Source organism: Corynebacterium sp. AOP36-E1-14, from assembly GCF_052377495.1.
In the GTDB taxonomy this organism is placed as follows: Bacteria; Actinomycetota; Actinomycetes; order Mycobacteriales; family Mycobacteriaceae; genus Corynebacterium.
Map to the genome: position 1 here is coordinate 29,394 of NZ_JBQSWV010000010.1, position 16,226 is coordinate 45,619.

Sequence of the window (16,226 nt, forward strand, 5' to 3'; positions counted from 1 at the left end):
CCTGTGGAGGACACGTCCTCCCCGCCCCAGACTGCCAGCAGAACTAGTCGGGCATGCGCAGGTCAGGCTTGTCGAGCTCCTCGATGTTCACGTCCTTGTACGTGATCACCCGCACGTAGCGCACGAAACGGGCGGGGCGGTACATGTCCCACACCCAGGCGTCCGACATCCGTACCTCGTAGTAGACCTCACCGTTGGCGTTGCGCGGCAACAACTCCACGGCGTTGGCCAGGTAGAAACGTCGTTCGGTCTCCACCACGTAGCTGAACTGGCTGACCACGTCCCGGTACTCGCGGTACATGGACAGCTCCACGTTGGCCTCGTAGTCCTCAAGCTCCTCGGCGCTCACGGTTGCTGGTCATCTCCCTTGTCGATCGGCGGTCCTGCCTGCCACCGCCGATGTGCGGCGGCCACATTCGAATAAGTGTAACGGTGCTCGGGGGTCCCGCCGAGCAGACTCACCGAGGCCATGTGAGACGCGGTGCCGTAACCCTTGTGGCCGGCCAGCCCGTAGCCGGGGAACTCGGCGTCCATCTCGACCATCAGCCGGTCGCGCGAGACCTTCGCCAGCACACTCGCCGCCGAGATGCACCGGGCGATCAGGTCCCCCTTGACCACCGGCAGGTGCGGCCGCGGGAAGCCGTTGACCTTCATCGCGTCGGTGAGGATGTAGCCGGGGCGCACCTCCAGACACGCCACCGCCCGACGCATCCCACCCAGGTTCGCGTGCTGGATGCCCCAGGTGTCCACGTAGGACGCCGGGACATGCACAACCGCCCAGTCCTCGGCGACCTCGCGCACGATGTCGAAGTAGAGGTCGCGTTTCTTCGCCGTCAGCTTTTTGGAGTCGGTCAGCCCCTCCAGTTCCGGGAGGGGCCCCGGCGGCAGGACGCAGGCGGCGACGGTGACCGGCCCGCAGCACGCGCCGCGTCCTGCCTCGTCCACGCCGGCGACCGGCCCCAGGCCGGCCTTGTGCACGGCCCACTCCAACGTCCGGCCGTCCGGCATGGTTCGTACCGCGGACACGGTTACTGCTGGATGTCCGGCGCGTCGACGCCGCCGATGCGGTCCAGGGGCCAGATCTTCGCCGTGACCTTGCCGACGACGTCGTCGACCGGCACGGTGCCCTGGAGTTCGTCGCCGATGTGGAATCGGGAGTCACCGGAGTTCGTCCGGTTGTCGCCCATCACCCACAGGTTGCCCTCGGGCACGGTCACCGGGCCGAAGTAGGCACCCTGGCAGGCGTCCGACCCGGTCATCGGGTCAACCTTGTAGGTCATCGGCGAGCGGGTGTAGGAGTCGTCGACCTTCTTGCCGTCGACCATCACGCCGGGGTCGCCGGCCTGGCACTGCACCGTCTGGCCACCGGTGGCGATGACACGCTTGACCAGGGCGTTCTCGTCCGGGGCGAGGATGCCGATGTACGACAGCGCGGTCTGCACGCCACTGACCACGCTGTTGTCGGAGCGCTGGGAGACGTACTGGTCGTTCCAGGACTCCGGCCCGTTGAACACCACCACGTCGCCCGGCGTCGGCTCACCGCCGAAACTGTAGGACAACTTGTTGACGAATATGCGGTCGCCCACGCAGTCCTCACAACCGTGCAGCGTGGGCTCCATCGACTCCGAGGGGATCAGGTACGGACGCCCCACGAAGGAGTTGAACAGCGCCAGCAGCACCAGGGCGACGACGAGGATGATCGGGAACTCCACCCACCAGGGATAGGTCCGCTTCTTCTTCCGCTCGGACTCCTCACGGCGTGCCGCGACCTTCTCGCGCTCCGTGAGGGGACGCTCCTGCTCGTCCTGCTCGTCCCGTTCGTCCGGACGGTTCCCCCAGGTGTCGTCGGACTCCGGGGGCCGTGCGGCGTCCGGGGTCTCGAGTCCGTCGGCGTCGTCAGGGGTGTTCGGATCAGTCACGGCAACAGACGTTACCAGTTACAGTGCCCAACCCCTCCCCACCGATCGGGCCGGCCTCCGGGTCGAGCGCTACGCGCCGCCTCCCCCTCCCCAACTACCCCCGGGCGTATCGGGTTCGGCGGAGCCGCACCGCGCCGAGAATCGCCCCACGAACGTCGGCGACGAGGTCAGCCCCACCACATCCCCCGCACGGGATGCTGAAGTATCCCGAACTGTAGGCACTTTACTTAACTGTGTTTACCCATCGTTCCAAGATAAGTAGAGACATCACACATTCTTAATATCGGACCGGGGTCATCCCCGACCGTGACCGACGGCCGGATCGCGAGACCGGCGCATTGACGACCTCGCCCACACACGGGTGAGTCACCTTCTCGAGAGGACCAAGCATTATGACCGACCAGAACCAGTACGCCCAGCACCCCCAACAGCAGCCCTTCCAGCAGCCGACCCCCGAGAAGAAACCCTTCTACAAGCGGGCGTGGTTCATCATCCTGGTGATCATCGTGGTGGTCATCGTGCTGGCCAATGCGCTCAGCGGAGGCGACGACGACGCCTCCAGCGACTCCAACGACTCGTCCACGAGCCAGGACGCCCAGGGCAACGGCGAGGGTAACGACGAGGGCACCGACGACAGCGGGGACGCTGACGGGGAGGCCGGCCCCGCCCAGGTCGGCGACACCGTCAGCACCGACAAGGCGGACATCACCGCCAGCAACCTGCGCGCGACCACCGATGCCCTGGGCAGCCAGTACCTGTGCGTCGACGTCAACTTCCAGGTCACCGGCGATGACTCGGTGAGCCTGAACGGGGCGATGGACTGGAAGCTGACCGACCCCAACGGTGTGACCCAGAGCCAGACCTTCTCCACCGAGGCGGACTACGACTCGGTCGAGGTCGGCCCCGGCGGCAGCTACGCCGGCGTCGTCTGCTTCGACGGGACCGGCGAGCCCGGCGACTACCGCCTGAACTTCGAGGAGGCCATGTCCTTCATGAACTCCGCCGAGGCGGAGTGGACCACCACCCTCTAGACGAGATACCGGGGCCCTGAGCTACAGCGAGCCCCGCTCGACCACCGTGCCGGTGACCACCTGCACCGGGTCGGCCGGCATCTCGCCCGACTCGATCATCTCCAGGAGCATCGACACCGCGATGCGTCCCATCTCACGCTGCGGCGCATCGAAGGTGGTGATCCCGGCACCGAGCAGCCGGTACCACTCCGGGTCGTCGAAGGCAGCGACGGCGACGTCGCCGGGGATGCTGAGCCCGCGCTCCCCCAGCACCTGGGCGACGCCGGCCATCAGCCGGGGGGACGCCACGATCATCGCGTCCGGCGGCGGGTTGCCGTCCGCCCGGTCGAGGAGGTCCTGCATCATGAGACGTCCCGACTCGGCGGTGTAGGCACCGGAGAAGTAGCGCACGCGCGCGTCCGTGCCGTCCACCGCCTGCAGTGCCCCGGCGGCGCGTGCCCGTGTCGTCGACATCGCCGGGTCGCCGAACAGCACCGCGATGTCGCGGTAGCCGCGGGCCACGACGAGCTCGGCGAGGCGCCGGAAACCGTCCTCGTCGTCACAGAGCACGCACGGCACCCCCTCGCCCAGCCCGGACCGGTTGAACTGCACCAACGGCAGGTCCGTCGTGGCGGACGCACCGACCACGGGAACCTGGATGATGCCCGCGACCTGCTGCTGTTCCAGGGACGTCACCAGGGCGTCCTGCCCGGCGGCGGTGGCGTCGGCGACGGTGATCATCTGGTAGCCGGCGTCCGCAAGGGCGTCGTGGATGGTGTCCAGTGCCTCGGTGTAGTACTCGTTGCCCAGGTCAGGAAGAACGAGGCCGACGAAGGTGGTGCGCTGGCGGCGCAACGCGCGCCCCAGCATGTTGGGCACGTAGCCCAGCTCTTCTGCGGCGGCCTGCACCCGCTGGCGGGTCTCCGGGGCGACCGACCCCTCACCCGACAGGCTGCGCGAGGCGGTGCCGTAACCCACGCCGGCGCGCTCGGCGACGGCCTTCAGGGACGGACGTGGTGTCTGCGACGTCATGACAGATCACCAGATCCCGACGAGGTTCATCCAGGCGCCACCGACCACGATCCAGATGGCCAGGGAGACCACACCGGCGATCAGGCCGACACGCCACCACTGGGCGACCGTGTTGTACTTCGTGCCGAAGAACGTCGGGGAGGCTCCGCCCGCGTAGTGCGTCAGCGACTGGAACAGGTTCGAGCAGTAGCCCAGGATCAGCGCGGCCAGCAGCGGCGGGGCGCCGAGGGACAGCGCCGCCCCCAGGAAGGCGATGTACATCGCGGAGATGTGCGCCGTCGCCGAGGCGAAGAAGTAGTGGGCGAAGAAGTAGATCACGATGAGCAGGACCAGGGCCGGCAGCCAGCCCATCGAGCCGAGGGAACCGGCGATGAGGTCGGAGATCCAGTCGATGAAGCCGTAGGCCGACAGGGTCGTCGCCATCATGTAGAGCACGGCGAACCAGGTCATCGTGTCCCACGCGGCCTTCTCGCGGATGATGTCCTCCCAGGTCAGAACCTGGAAGATCATGAGGATGATCACGCCGAGGAAGGCAGTGGTCGTAGCGGAGATGCCGAGCACCAGGTCGCCGACCGTCCACAGCAGCAGCAGGACGAGGAACGTACCGGCCAGCACCTTCTCGCCGTAGGACATCGGGCCGAGGGCGTCGAGCTCGTTGCGCGCCATCTCCTTGACCTTCGGGGTCTTCTTCAGCTCCGGCGGGTAGACCACGTAGATCACCAGCGGGATCACGATCAGGGCCGTGATGCCCGGGACGATCGCGCCGAGCGCCCAGGTCGCCCAGGAGATCTCCACGCCCTGCTGTGCCGCGAGCGAGGCGATCAGGGGGTTACCGGCCATGGCCGTGAGGAACATGGCGCAGGTGATCGAGTTCGCGTTCGAGGAGACCAGGGACAGGAAGGAACCTGCACGCCGGGCCGTGGGGCCGGGCTCGGAGTCGTAGGTCTTGGCCACCGAGGTCATGATCGGGGCCATGATTCCGCCGCCACGGGCCGTGGCAGACGGGATGGCCGGGGACATCACCAGGTCGGCGAGGCTGAGGCCGTAGCCGACACCGAGCATGCGCCCGCCGAACTTCGAGACGAAGAACAGGGCGATACGACGTCCGAACCCGGTCTTGATGAACCCGCGCGACAGCAGGAACGCCATGACGATCAGCCAGATCGTGGCGTTGCTGAAGCCCACCAGGGCGAAGGGCGCGGACGGGTCGTCGCTGTTCGGCGCCAGGGGCACCAATCCGAGCAGGACGGCGGCGACCATGCCGATGAGGGTGACGGCACCCATCGGCATCGGCGCCATGATGATGCAGACGATCGTGGCGACGAAGAGGCCGAACATGCGCCAGGCCTCGTCGGTGAGCTCAGCCGGGTGGGGGCTGAACCAGAAGATGGCCGTGATCAGGATCGGGATCCCGAAGCCGATGAGGATCGACTTCCAGTGGGACGCCGGCGGGGCGTCGACCCGTGGGTGTTCCTGTGTTGCTGCTGCTGTCGTGGTTGACATGTCGCAGAAATCCTTTGTGCGATGCGGTTCGGATGGTCCCGCTGTCCTCGTTGTCCACCGGTGTGTGGATTCGATTCCAACGCGTTAATGGAATCGTATCCATCCGGTCCGTGCGCGGGCAAGACATGGGCGTGTGATTTTTAGACGTTGCTCTTCGTATAGTGACCTGCATTACCCCGGGGGTGAGCGCGGAGGGGAACTCAGTCCAATACTCGCTCAATCTTCTTTTTATCTGTGTACTATCTTCTCAAGTCTCCACGCTCAGGGAGGGACTCTCCACCACCCCACGCATCCACTCACGAAGAAGAGAGTCAACCATGGCCATCGACCAGGCGATCAGCGCACTCGCGACAAAGGTCCGCGAGCTCAAGCCCATCATCGAGACCGAAGAGGCGACGAAGACCGCGTTCATCATCCCCTTCATCAGCAATGTCCTCGGATACGACGTCACCGACCCCCGCGAGGTCATCCCGGAGTACACCGCCGACATCGGCAAGAAGAAGGGCGAGAAGGTCGACTTCGCGATCAAGTCAGGCGACGACTTCCGGTTCCTCATCGAATGCAAGAAGATCGGTGAGCCACTCGACCTCAGCCATGCCACACAGCTCGTCCGGTACTTCAACGTCACCGACACCGAGTTCGCCATCCTCACCAACGGTGAGGTCTACCAGTTCTACGCCCAGCTCGACGCGGTGAACCGCATGGACGAGAAACCGTTCATGACCCTCGACCTCTCGTCGGTCGACGCGAGAATCTTCCCCCACCTCGAGATGTGCACCAAGACCCAGTTCGACTCTGAGACGATCGCCGCAAGCGCCGAGGAACTCAAGTACGTCTCCGAACTGCGCAAGACCATCGCCGCAGAACTCAGGGAACCGTCGACGGACTGGGTGAAGATTCTCGCCGCCCGAGTCACCTCGCGCCGCATGACCGCAGCGAACCTGGATCTCTTCACCCGTCTCGCGGCGACGGCCGCGGGCCAGTACCTTCGCGATGAAACCAACCGACGGCTACGATCCGCCCAGGACTTCGAGGATCCCCGTTCAGCGGTCGCCGTGCCCGTGGAAGGACCGGAAGACCAGCCGGAACCTGAACCCGTCTCGGAGGACGGCATCGTCACCACCGAAGAAGAACGCCACGCCCACAGCATCATCCGCGCCATCTGCTGCTCCGATGTCTCGGCCACCGACATCACCATGCGCGACGCCAAGTCCTACTGCGCGATCCTCTTCCAGGACAACAACCGTAAGCCCATCGCCCGCCTCCTCTTTGACAGGAAGGTCCCCCGGATCGTCCTGTTCGACGAGAACAAGGCAGAGACCCCGCACGACCTGAACTCCATCGACGGAATCTACGAGCATGCAGATCACCTCCGTGCCCGGGTCCGATCGCTGATCGCCAGCTGACCGGAAGGAGACGACAGAGTGCCTGACCAACCCTGGAACCCCACGAATCGCCCGTCTCTGCCGCAGAAGGCCGTTCTGCAGAACAAGTCGGCGGCCACCGCCCCTCCCAGCTACAGGGCGCCCTTCGACGCCTTCCAGTTGTGGGGCGTTGTCTCCGCCATCATATTCGTGGTCGCTGGCCTCATCGCGGTGATTGCGGTCGCCGATGCGCGAACGTCCCAAGACCTGGCCATCGGAATCGTCGCAGCCATCTTCGCTACCGGCGGTTTTACCGGAATCATCCTGTCCCGCATCGGCACCCAGCTACGACGATGCGGAGCACGCTGATGCGGACGCGGACCAGGCAGAGCCTTCTCGGGGTACTGATGCTCGGGCCCCTCGCCCTTGCTGGCTGTGGGGACGGGAATCAGGCGTCTCCCGCCGACTCAACGTCAGCCACCGCCTCGGCCGCCTTCACCTCTACCACGTCCACCTCGTCCTCATCGACGAGTGCCACCAGCACCTCGCAGGACACCAGCACGCCGGCGACCCCAGAAGTCCCCGCCCTCGTAGAACCACAGGCGGAGACACCCGTCGCCGAGGCAGAGGAGTTCACGCAACCTCAGGGGATCTGGGCTCCTCCCGGGCAAGGCACCCGCTGCCCCGGGACCGACGCCTACGTATGGGACTTCGCCGACTGCAATCCCTCCAACGGCGTCATCGACCCTGAGGAGTTCTACCGGCTCATGGAGGAGAGTGAGGATCCGGACCCGTCCACCATCCCGGCATGGCAGGGTGGCACCTGTTCATACGCGGAGTGCGGTTACCCGCCGGGCGAACCGGCACCCGGCACCATGCAGGCGGAGGTGGCGGAAGGTTGCCGCTCCGGTCAACTCGTCGGCACGGGATGCGAGCAGTACCTCTGAGCCCGAGGCTCTTGAGTACCAACGAGGGGCGAAGATCGAGCGTGGGATGTTTGAATCGGCCGGTTCAAACATCCCACGCTCGATTTTCGCCCCTCTCCCCGCGGGCTTCACCCACGGCGGGGTACCAAGTTGGACCTGGGGGTGTTGAGTGGGCCAACTCAACGCTTCCAGGTCCAACTTGGTACCCGCCTCCCCTCGTCCCGCCCGGGCCGGCCCCCGACCCACCGCCGAGCACCGGGCCATGACATGGGAAAAGCCCCGCCCCGCACTCCCCCGCAGACGGGGAGGTGCAGGCCGGGGCCAGTCACAGGCCGGTCAGGGCCTAGAAGCTCAGCGCTTCTCCTTGATCTTGGCGGCCTTGCCGCGCAGGTCACGGAGGTAGTACAGCTTCGCACGACGAACCTTACCGCGGGTCAGGATGTCGAGGTGATCGATGTTCGGGGAGTGGACCGGGAAGGTACGCTCCACGCCGACGCCGAAGGAAACCTTGCGGACCGTGAAGGTCTCGCGGATGCCGGAGTTCTGGCGACGGATGACCACGCCACGGAACACCTGGACACGGCTCTTGGCGCCCTCGATGACCTTGACGTGGACGTCGACGGTGTCGCCGGGACGGAAGTCGGGGATGTCGCTACGCAGCTGTGCGGCGTCGACCTTGTCGAGATAGTGCATGTTGTTTCCTTGCTTTGTCTTCGATCGGACAGAGGACCCACGACCTGCCCCGGGAGGCGGTACGCGTTCGTGCCCACACCATTGAATTTTGACGCGCGAGCACCCCGCATCACGGGGCGGATTCACGCAACCCGGCCATTATGCCAGCGTCAGGCCCTAGCGGCCAAACCCGGCCCGCTTGAGTGCGTCGGCCATGGAGCCCGAGGCGTTGGACGACTTCTGGTTGCCGCCTCCCTTGCCGCCACGGCCACCGTTGCCGCCGTTGTCCCGGCCGCCCTTGTGCGCCTGTCCGGGCTTCTTCCCGCCGCCGTTGCCGCGGCCACCGCCGTTGCCGCGCCCGCCACGGTCACCACGACCACCGTCACCGCGTCCACCGCCGTTGCCGCCGTTGCCTCCACCGCGTCGGGCCGGCTCACCCGGCTCGTCCTGCAGGCGCAGGCTCAGGCCGATGCGCTGGCGGTCGACGTCGACCTCCATGACCTTGACCTTCACGACCTGCCCGGAGCTGACCACGTCGTGCGGGTCGGAGACGAACTTGTCCGACATCGCCGACACGTGCACCAGCCCGTCCTGGTGCACGCCCAGGTCGACGAAGGCACCGAAGGCGGCGACGTTGGTCACCGTGCCCTCCAGCACCATGCCGGGGCTCAGGTCGGAGAGCTTCTCGATGCCCTCGGCCAGCGAGGCGGTGCGGAACTCCGGGCGCGGGTCGCGTCCCGGCTTGTCGAGCTCGGCGATCACGTCGGTGACCGTGGGCACGCCGAAGGTGTCGTCGGCGAAGTCGCGCGGGTTGAATTTGCCGAGCACCGCGGTGTTGCCGACCAGGTCGGTGACGGCCACGCCGGTGGCCTCGGTGATGCGTCGCACCAGCGGGTAGGCCTCGGGGTGCACCGCCGAGGCGTCCAGCGGGTCGGTGGCGCCGTGAATCCGCAGGAATCCGGCGCACTGCTCGAAGGCCTTCGGCCCGAGCCGTGAGACGTCCTTGAGCTGTCGGCGGGTGGCGAAGGCACCGTTGTCCTCGCGGTGGCGCACGATGTTGTCGGCGATGGTGGCGTTGACCCCGGCCACGCGGCGCAGCAGCGGCACGGAGGCGGTGTTGACGTCCACGCCCACCGAGTTCACCGCGTCCTCCACCACGGAGTCCAGGCCGGACGCCAGCAGCGCCTGGTTCACGTCGTGCTGGTACTGCCCCACCCCGATCGACTTCGGGTCGATCTTCACGAGCTCCGCCAGCGGGTCCTGCAGGCGACGCGCGATCGAGACCGCGCCGCGCAGCGCGACGTCCATGTCGGGGAACTCCTCGGCGGCGAGCTCGGAGGCGGAGTAGACCGAAGCACCGGACTCGCTGACCATCACCGGCGTCGGACGCGCCCCGGTGGCGTCCGCCACGGTGGCCGAGATCTCGCGGGCGAGCTTCTCGGTCTCGCGCGAGGCGGTGCCGTTGCCCACCGCCATGAGCTCCACGTTGTGCTTGGCGCACAGCGTGGCCAGGGAGGACGCCGCGGCGTCCCACCGGTTCTGCGGCTTGTGCGGGTAGACCACCGCGGTGTCGAGCACCTTGCCGGTCTGGTCGATGACCGCGCACTTCACGCCGTGGGCGTAGCCGGGGTCCAGGCCGATGGTGGCGCGCTGACCGGCGGGGGCGGCCAGAAGCAGGTCGCGCAGGTTGCGGGAGAACACGTCCACGGCAGCCTCGTCGGCGCGCTCCTTGAGGCGCATGCGCACGTCCACGCCGGACGAGACCTGCAGCTTGGTGCGCCACCCGAAGCGGGCGCACTCGGCGCGGAAGCCGTCCGCGGCGTCGCCACGGGGCTCCAGGCCACGGGCCAGGGCGATCATGCCCTGGTAGACCTCGTCGTCGCCGGCGTCGAGGTTGAGCTGCAGCACGCCCTCGGACTCCCCGCGCAGCAGTGCCAGGATGCGGTGGCTGGGCAGACTGGTGAAGGACTCGGAGAACTCGAAGTAGTCGCGGTACTTCTGCGCCTCGGTGGAGTTCTCCTTGCCCGCGGCGACCCCGGCGGTCATCGTCCCGGTGCTGAAGTAGCGTTCACGGACCTCACCGACCAGGTCGGCGTCGGTGGAGATCTCCTCGAGCACGATGGCACGCGCACCGGCGAGCACGGCCTTGGCGTCGGTGAAGCCCTCGGTGACGAAACCGGCGGCCAGCTCGGAGGGGTCGGTGGTGCAGTCGCCGAGCAGGGAGTCGACGAGCGGCTCGAGGCCGGCCTCGCGTGCGATCGTGGCCTTGGTACGGCGGGTGGACTTGAACGGGAGGTACAGGTCCTCCAGGCGGGCCTTGGTCTCGCAGCCGACGATCAGGTCGCGCAACTCGTCGGTCAGCTTGCCCTGTTCGTCGATGGCGGCGAGCACGGTCTGCTTGCGCTCCTCGAGTTCACGCAGGTAGCGCAGCCGGGACTCCAGGTCGCGCAGCTGGGTGTCGTCCAGCCCGCCGGTCACCTCCTTGCGGTAGCGGGCGATGAACGGGACGGTGTTGCCCTCGTCCAGCAGACCGACGGTGGCGACCACCTGGGATTCGTCGACCCCGAGTTCCCGGGCGAGGGTCGCGGTGATCGTGGAGGTGTGTGTTCCTGCGTTGTTTCGGACGCTCATTCGGACGATCGTAGCGTGGACGTCTGCCCGAACCAGAGTCCGGGCGTCCCGTCCGGTGCCGGCGGCAGACAACCGGCCACCGAGGCGGTGACGTCAGCGGTCCCCGGAGCCTCCCCCTGCCAGTTCGCCGACACGGTGAGGCGGTGAACCTGCTCGCTGATCGCGGGACTGTCGAAGCGTTGCTGGTACTCGGCGAGCAGCATGTTGTCCGGCTCGCAGGCGGACTCGATACCGGTCAACTCCACCTCCACCTGGCCCGCGCCACGCCGGGCGAGGACGCTGCGCACCGCCTCGCCGACCTCAGACCCCAGTTCAGGGCGCAGCAGGACGTTCATGTCGGTCCACGTGCCGTGTGCTGTCATGTCCGCCATCCTAACCACCCCCAATCAGAACGCGGGGAACTCCTGGGTCGCCACCCGCGGCGGCTGGCCGCGGTGCTGCTCATAGAGTTCGCGCTCCTTGAGGTCGTCGTCCACGGCACCGTCGACGACCTCCCGCAGCCGGTGGATGGTCACCGTGGAGCGCGGGATCAACGACCCCGAACCCGAGGAGGTGATCAGCCGGTGCGGGCTGGCGATGAGCCAGTCGGCGACCGAGACCTCCACCGCCCGGTCCGCCGACGGGCAGTAGGCCGACTCGACCTCCGGATAACGCCGACGCCACGGGTTGTCCTCCGTTACCGGCGGAACCGGGTCCCCGTACCCCTCCTCACCTGGATTCCCACCGTCGGCATCTTCCCCGTCATCCTCGCATCCGCGCAGGTCACGTTCGCGTTGCAGCTCGGCCTCCTGCTCCTCGATGTGGGCACGCAGCCCGGCGTGCCGGTCGAGTCGACGCCACACGGCGTCCATGTGGTCCAGCGTCATCCGCCCGTCCTCCATCGCCGCCCAGTACATCTCCGGCATCCGCCACGACAGTTCGGTGGCGTGCCGGAACCGCGCGGCGTAGGCGGCGCCGCGGGTGCGCACCATCTCCGAGATCGCCGCGCGCTCGGCCGCCGAGCGTCCCCGCATCCCGCTCTGTGCCATCCGGAGTTCCATCCGGTTGAACGGGTAGACGGTGAGTTCCTCGACCGACGGACTGTTCACCGGTTCGGTGACTGGCATGGTGTTCCTCCCCCTCGCACATGGCCGGCAGTTGTCCGGCCCTCGCCGCGAACACTAACCCCCGCCGCCGTCCCCGCCCGGCGCCCACCGCGCATCCGCCCAGGACGCTGTGGACAACCCCACCCCTGGGGAGAACTACTCCCCCAACACGCTGCGGTCGCGGGCGTCCAGGCCGCCGTCCTGCCCCAGGGCGTCGATCAGTTCGGGACGCACCGCCGCGGTCCTGCTCAACGCCTGGTCGCGGCGCCACCGGTCCACCTTCGCGTGGTCGCCGGACAGCAGCACGTCCGGCACCTCCAGGTCCCGCCACACCCGCGGTTTGGTGTAGCTCGGCCCCTCCAGCAGGCCGTCCTGGAAGGAGTCCTCCTCATGACTGCGCCGGTTGCCCAGCACCCCGGGGATCAGGCGCACCACGGCCTCGGCCATCACCAGCACGGCGACCTCGCCGCCGATGAGCACGTAGTCGCCGAGGGACACCTCCTCGACGCGGTAGCGGTTGGCCGCGTCGTCGAAGACGCGCTGGTCGATGCCCTCGTAGCGTCCGCAGGCGAAGACCAGCCGGTCCTCGGACGCCCAGCGCTCGGCGGTCTGCTGGGTGAACGGCGCACCCGCCGGGGTGGGCACCACCAGCACGGGACGGTCATCGGACGCCCCAGCGTCCGTCGCAGCGTCCGTCTCGCTTTCGGGGTCGTCGGACGCCGCGGCGTCCGGCGCCGTTCCGGGTACGTGGGCCTGCGCGCTGCGCAGGCTCTCACCGACGGCGGCGGGGCCGGTGAGGGCGGCGACGTCGTCCAACGCCGGGCCCCACACCGTGGGTTTCATGACCATGCCGGGGCCGCCGCCGTAGGGGGTGTCGTCGACGGCCTTGTGCACGTCGTGGGTCCAGGCGCGCAGGTCGTGGACGCCGACCTCGAGGATCCCACGCTCGATCGCCCGCCCCAGCAAGGCATGCCGCAGCGGGTCGAGGTACTCCGGGAAGATGGTGACGACGTCCAGGCGCATGGGGGTTGATCCTACCCGAGCTCCAGCAGGCCCTCCGGCGGGGTCAGCACCAGCGCCCCGTTGTCCAGGTCCACGATCGGCACGATGGCGTGCCGGAAGGGCACCAGGATCGTCGACCCCGCGGTCGACAGGGACGACTCGGCGTCGACGTCGACCTCCAGCAGTGTGCCGGCGGGCCCGTGGACGACACCGCTGACCTCGCCGATGTCGACGGGCTCGGGCTCCACGCCGTCGTAGGCGCGGGCGTTGGCGGTGTCCTCGTCGACCTGGCCGCAGTCGAGCACGCGCAGGCCCACGAGCTGGTGGTCGTAGTAGCCGTCGTCCCCCTCGTCGAGCACCGGATCGCCGAAGAAGCGCAGACCGCGCAGGGTCTCGGCCTCGGTGCGGTCGGCGACCTCGGCGACGGTGACCAGGAGCCGCCCCTGGTGCGGACGCGCCGCGGTGACGGTGAGCGTGCGCTCCACCCCGCGGTTGCGTCCGGTGAGGACGGCGCCGACGGCGAAGCGTCCCCCCGGGTCGTCCGTGGTCGCGTCGACCACGAGTTCCCCGCGCACGCCGTGCGGCTTGATGACCCGTCCGATCTGGAGCTGTTCAGTGCCTGACATGGAGGTCAGGATACCGTGCCTGCCCCGCCTAACGGGTGCCGGCGGGTGCCGGCCAGATCATCGACTAGATGATCCCCTGTGAGGCCATCGCGTCGGCGACCTTGCGGAAGCCGGCGATGTTCGCGCCCACCACGTAGTCACCCTCCATGCCGTACTCCTCGGCGGTCTTCGCCGTGGTGCGGAAGATGTTGCCCATGATGTCGCGCAGACGCTTGTCCGTGTAGTCGAAGGACCAGGAGTCACGCGAGGCGTTCTGCTGCATCTCCAGGGCGGACGTCGCCACACCGCCGGCGTTGGCGGCCTTGCCCGGGGCGAAGTCGATCTTGCGCTTGGAGAAGACCTGCACCGCATCGTGGGTGCAGGGCATGTTCGCACCCTCGGCGACGTACTTCACGCCGTTGTCGGCGAGCAGCTCGGCGGAGGCGCCGTCCAGCTCGTTCTGCGTGGCGCACGGCAGCGCCACGTCCGCCTCGACCTCCCAGACGTTGCCGCCCTTGTGGAAGGACGCGCCCTTGGCCTCCTTGGCGTAGTCGGCCACGCGCAGGCGACGGACCTCCTTGATGTCCTTGAGCAGCTCGACGTCCACGCCGTCCGGGGTGGAGACGTAGCCCGAGGAGTCGGAGAAGGCGACCACGTTGGCGCCGAGCTCCTGTGCCTTCTCGATGGCGTAGATCGCCACGTTGCCCGAGCCGGACACGATGACCTGGGCGTTGTGGAGACGCTCGCCGCGGGCGGCCATCATCTCCTGGGTGAAGTACACCGCGCCGTAGCCGGTGGCCTCGGTACGCACCAGCGAACCACCCCACTGCAGGCCCTTGCCGGTCAGGGTGCCGGACTCGTGGCGGCCGGCCATACGACGGTACTGGCCGAAGAGGTAGCCGATCTCGCGGCCACCGACTCCGATGTCGCCGGCGGGCACGTCGATCTTGTCGCCGATGTGGCGGCCGAGCTCGGTCATGAACGACTGGCAGAACCGCATGATCTCCAGGTCGCTGCGACCCTTGGGATCGAAGTCGGAGCCGCCCTTGCCGCCGCCGATGGGCAGGCCGGTCAGCGAGTTCTTGAAGATCTGCTCGAAGCCGAGGAACTTGATGATGCCCAGGTTCACCGACGGGTGGAAACGCAGCCCACCCTTGTACGGCCCGAGCACGGAGTTGAACTGCACGCGGAAGCCACGGTTGACGTGGACGTTGCCCTGGTCGTCGACCCACGGGACCCGGAAGATGATCTGGCGCTCCGGCTCGGTCAGCCGCTGGATCAGGCCCATGTCCGCGTAGTGGGGGTCCTTACGCAGAACGTGGGTCAGGCTGTCGAGAACCTCGGAGACCGCCTGGTGGAACTCCGGCTCACCTGCGTTGCGCTGGAGGATCTGCTCGTAATAGGTCTTGACTGTGGCATCGACGTCCATCGTGCTCCCTTCGGTGAAATCTTCTTTACCTGGGATATTTTACCTGCCGGACACAGTCGATTTAACAACCTCGCCACACAAGTGACCCATGACACACATTCTGACCTGGTTTGTTTCGTCCACGGCCAGCGCAGGAAATGGTGGCGAAACATTGGAGAAACCTGCTGCGGACGCTCCCCGGGCGCCCTGACCACCCCCGTGACCCACCCCTGTCGCTGATGCCGGCAGCACCATCGCACAGACCGGAGGTCGCACCAACGGTGCCCGGACCGCGCCCGGACACGAAAAAACGCCGCCTCCACCGTGTGCACGGTGGAGGCGGCGTCCGACTGGCCCGCCGAGGGCCTCTACGAGGCCCGGCGGGGAGACGGGAGTCCTACTCGGACTCGGCGGCCTCGGCGTCGTCAGCCTTCTCGGCTTCCTTCTCAGCGGCCTTGTCTGCAGCCTCAGCCTCGGCGGCAGCCTTGGCCTCGGCCTCTTCCTTGGCCTTGCGCTTCTTCTCGGTGATGGCCTCGGCGGTGGGTGCGTCGGCAGCCTCGGCGAGAGCGGCGTTGAAGAGGTCCAGCTTGGAGGTCTTCTCCGGCTGGGGCTTCAGGGTGCCCTCGGAGCCCGGGAGACCCTTGTGGGCCTGCCAGTCACCGGTGACCTTCAGCAGGGCGAGGACCGGCTCGGTCGGCTGGGCGCCGACGGACAGCCAGTGGCGGGCACGCTCGGAGTCGATCTTGATGACGGACGGCTCGGCCTTCGGCTCGTAGATGCCGATGTTCTCGATGACCTTGCCGGAGCGGGGGGTGCGGGCGTCGGCGATGACCACGCGGTAGTGCGGGGTACGGATCTTGCCGAGGCGCTGGAGCTTGATCTTGACGGACATGGTGGTCCTCTTTCCTGTTGACGGTCACCGGGCAGTACGGTCACCCGCTCCCCCACGCCTCCCACGACGGTGGGGACCTCTGGGGTCACGGGCCGGTTCAACCCTTGGATTTATCCTGCGCGTGACCACCGGACGACCGGGGTCGTGATCGGTGTTACGCAGACTACTCGACACTAC

At 67.6% G+C, this 16,226-nt stretch carries 16 protein-coding genes; 3 read left to right on the top strand and 13 right to left on the bottom strand.

The genetic code is table 11. The annotated features are described in order from the left end of the window. Positions 1–43: 43 nt before the first annotated feature. Genes ACT3TD_RS06435 through lepB form a run of 3 tightly spaced genes read right to left on the bottom strand, consistent with a single transcriptional unit; the run spans position 44 to position 1,919 of the window. The gene (locus ACT3TD_RS06435; RefSeq protein WP_038548047.1) at positions 44–349 is read right to left on the bottom strand and encodes a DUF2469 domain-containing protein; all 306 of its coding nucleotides are present in this window, start codon (positions 347–349) and stop codon (positions 44–46) included. Continuing rightward, positions 346–1,008 (bottom strand): ribonuclease HII, encoded by a 663-nt coding sequence (locus tag ACT3TD_RS06440; protein WP_301444093.1) that lies wholly within the window; start codon positions 1,006–1,008, stop codon positions 346–348. Before ACT3TD_RS06440 ends, ACT3TD_RS06435 begins: the two co-directional genes overlap by 4 nt. 20 nt (positions 1,009–1,028) lie before the next feature. Continuing rightward, positions 1,029–1,919: a signal peptidase I gene (lepB, locus tag ACT3TD_RS06445; protein WP_301444092.1), complete on the bottom strand. Its 891-nt coding sequence runs from the start codon at positions 1,917–1,919 to the stop codon at positions 1,029–1,031. A gap of 392 nt (positions 1,920–2,311) precedes the next feature. On the opposite strand from lepB, the gene ACT3TD_RS06450 reads away from it, so the two are divergent. Then, entirely contained in the window at positions 2,312–2,950 is a 639-nt protein-coding gene (locus ACT3TD_RS06450) for a DUF4352 domain-containing protein (protein ID WP_301443647.1), read from the top strand. A gap of 21 nt (positions 2,951–2,971) precedes the next feature. Here the strand turns inward: ACT3TD_RS06450 and ACT3TD_RS06455 are convergent, their stop codons facing one another. Beyond that, positions 2,972–3,961: a LacI family DNA-binding transcriptional regulator gene (locus ACT3TD_RS06455; RefSeq protein ID WP_441582881.1), complete on the bottom strand. Its 990-nt coding sequence runs from the start codon at positions 3,959–3,961 to the stop codon at positions 2,972–2,974. Between the two features lie 6 nt (positions 3,962–3,967). After that, complete coding sequence (locus tag ACT3TD_RS06460; RefSeq protein WP_301443649.1) at positions 3,968–5,464, bottom strand: anion permease; 1,497 nt, start codon at positions 5,462–5,464, stop codon at positions 3,968–3,970. 317 nt (positions 5,465–5,781) lie between these two features. Between ACT3TD_RS06460 and ACT3TD_RS06465 the strand changes: the two genes are divergently transcribed. Together ACT3TD_RS06465 and ACT3TD_RS06470 are read left to right on the top strand one after the other, a co-directional pair. Further along, entirely contained in the window at positions 5,782–6,870 is a 1,089-nt protein-coding gene (locus tag ACT3TD_RS06465) for a type I restriction enzyme HsdR N-terminal domain-containing protein (RefSeq protein ID WP_301443650.1), read from the top strand. Between the two features lie 18 nt (positions 6,871–6,888). Further along, positions 6,889–7,197 (top strand): hypothetical protein, encoded by a 309-nt coding sequence (locus ACT3TD_RS06470; protein WP_301443651.1) that lies wholly within the window; start codon positions 6,889–6,891, stop codon positions 7,195–7,197. 908 nt (positions 7,198–8,105) lie between these two features. Here the strand turns inward: ACT3TD_RS06470 and rplS are convergent. The 8 genes from rplS to rpsP form a co-directional block, all read right to left on the bottom strand. Beyond that, positions 8,106–8,447 carry a 50S ribosomal protein L19 gene (rplS, locus tag ACT3TD_RS06475; protein WP_301443798.1) on the bottom strand — a complete coding sequence of 114 codons (342 nt, stop codon included), beginning with the start codon at positions 8,445–8,447 and terminating at the stop codon, positions 8,106–8,108. A gap of 156 nt (positions 8,448–8,603) precedes the next feature. Beyond that, positions 8,604–11,057, bottom strand: coding sequence for a Tex family protein (locus ACT3TD_RS06480; protein WP_441579531.1), 2,454 nt, complete (start codon positions 11,055–11,057; stop codon positions 8,604–8,606). Continuing rightward, positions 11,054–11,419, bottom strand: a complete 366-nt coding sequence (locus tag ACT3TD_RS06485; RefSeq protein ID WP_301443800.1) for a hypothetical protein — start codon at positions 11,417–11,419, stop codon at positions 11,054–11,056. Before ACT3TD_RS06485 ends, ACT3TD_RS06480 begins: the two co-directional genes overlap by 4 nt. Positions 11,420–11,443: 24 nt before the next feature. Next, positions 11,444–12,163: a hypothetical protein gene (locus ACT3TD_RS06490; RefSeq protein ID WP_301443801.1), complete on the bottom strand. Its 720-nt coding sequence runs from the start codon at positions 12,161–12,163 to the stop codon at positions 11,444–11,446. Positions 12,164–12,298: 135 nt separating this feature from the next. Then, entirely contained in the window at positions 12,299–13,165 is an 867-nt protein-coding gene (trmD, locus tag ACT3TD_RS06495; RefSeq protein ID WP_441579530.1) for a tRNA (guanosine(37)-N1)-methyltransferase TrmD, read from the bottom strand. Between the two features lie 11 nt (positions 13,166–13,176). Further along, positions 13,177–13,770, bottom strand: a complete 594-nt coding sequence (locus ACT3TD_RS06500; protein WP_301444166.1) for a ribosome maturation factor RimM — start codon at positions 13,768–13,770, stop codon at positions 13,177–13,179. A gap of 64 nt (positions 13,771–13,834) precedes the next feature. Next, the gene (gene gdhA, locus ACT3TD_RS06505; RefSeq protein WP_301444167.1) at positions 13,835–15,178 is read right to left on the bottom strand and encodes an NADP-specific glutamate dehydrogenase; all 1,344 of its coding nucleotides are present in this window, start codon (positions 15,176–15,178) and stop codon (positions 13,835–13,837) included. A gap of 376 nt (positions 15,179–15,554) precedes the next feature. Then, a complete protein-coding gene (rpsP, locus tag ACT3TD_RS06510) occupies positions 15,555–16,049 on the bottom strand; it encodes a 30S ribosomal protein S16 (RefSeq protein WP_441579528.1) in 495 nt (164 codons plus the stop codon). Positions 16,050–16,226: the final 177 nt, after the last annotated feature.

Coding starts and splice junctions, on each gene's coding strand:
- ACT3TD_RS06485 (WP_301443800.1), bottom strand. CDS start 11,419: ATGACAGCACACGGCACGTGGACCGACATGAACGTCCTGCTGCGCCCT.
- trmD (WP_441579530.1), bottom strand. CDS start 13,165: ATGCGCCTGGACGTCGTCACCATCTTCCCGGAGTACCTCGACCCGCTG.
- rpsP (WP_441579528.1), bottom strand. CDS start 16,049: ATGTCCGTCAAGATCAAGCTCCAGCGCCTCGGCAAGATCCGTACCCCG.
- ACT3TD_RS06500 (WP_301444166.1), bottom strand. CDS start 13,770: ATGTCAGGCACTGAACAGCTCCAGATCGGACGGGTCATCAAGCCGCAC.
- ACT3TD_RS06480 (WP_441579531.1), bottom strand. CDS start 11,057: ATGAGCGTCCGAAACAACGCAGGAACACACACCTCCACGATCACCGCG.
- gdhA (WP_301444167.1), bottom strand. CDS start 15,178: ATGGACGTCGATGCCACAGTCAAGACCTATTACGAGCAGATCCTCCAG.
- ACT3TD_RS06490 (WP_301443801.1), bottom strand. CDS start 12,163: ATGCCAGTCACCGAACCGGTGAACAGTCCGTCGGTCGAGGAACTCACC.
- ACT3TD_RS06450 (WP_301443647.1), top strand. CDS start 2,312: ATGACCGACCAGAACCAGTACGCCCAGCACCCCCAACAGCAGCCCTTC.
- ACT3TD_RS06465 (WP_301443650.1), top strand. CDS start 5,782: ATGGCCATCGACCAGGCGATCAGCGCACTCGCGACAAAGGTCCGCGAG.
- ACT3TD_RS06455 (WP_441582881.1), bottom strand. CDS start 3,961: ATGACGTCGCAGACACCACGTCCGTCCCTGAAGGCCGTCGCCGAGCGC.
- ACT3TD_RS06460 (WP_301443649.1), bottom strand. CDS start 5,464: ATGTCAACCACGACAGCAGCAGCAACACAGGAACACCCACGGGTCGAC.
- ACT3TD_RS06440 (WP_301444093.1), bottom strand. CDS start 1,008: ATGCCGGACGGCCGGACGTTGGAGTGGGCCGTGCACAAGGCCGGCCTG.
- rplS (WP_301443798.1), bottom strand. CDS start 8,447: ATGCACTATCTCGACAAGGTCGACGCCGCACAGCTGCGTAGCGACATC.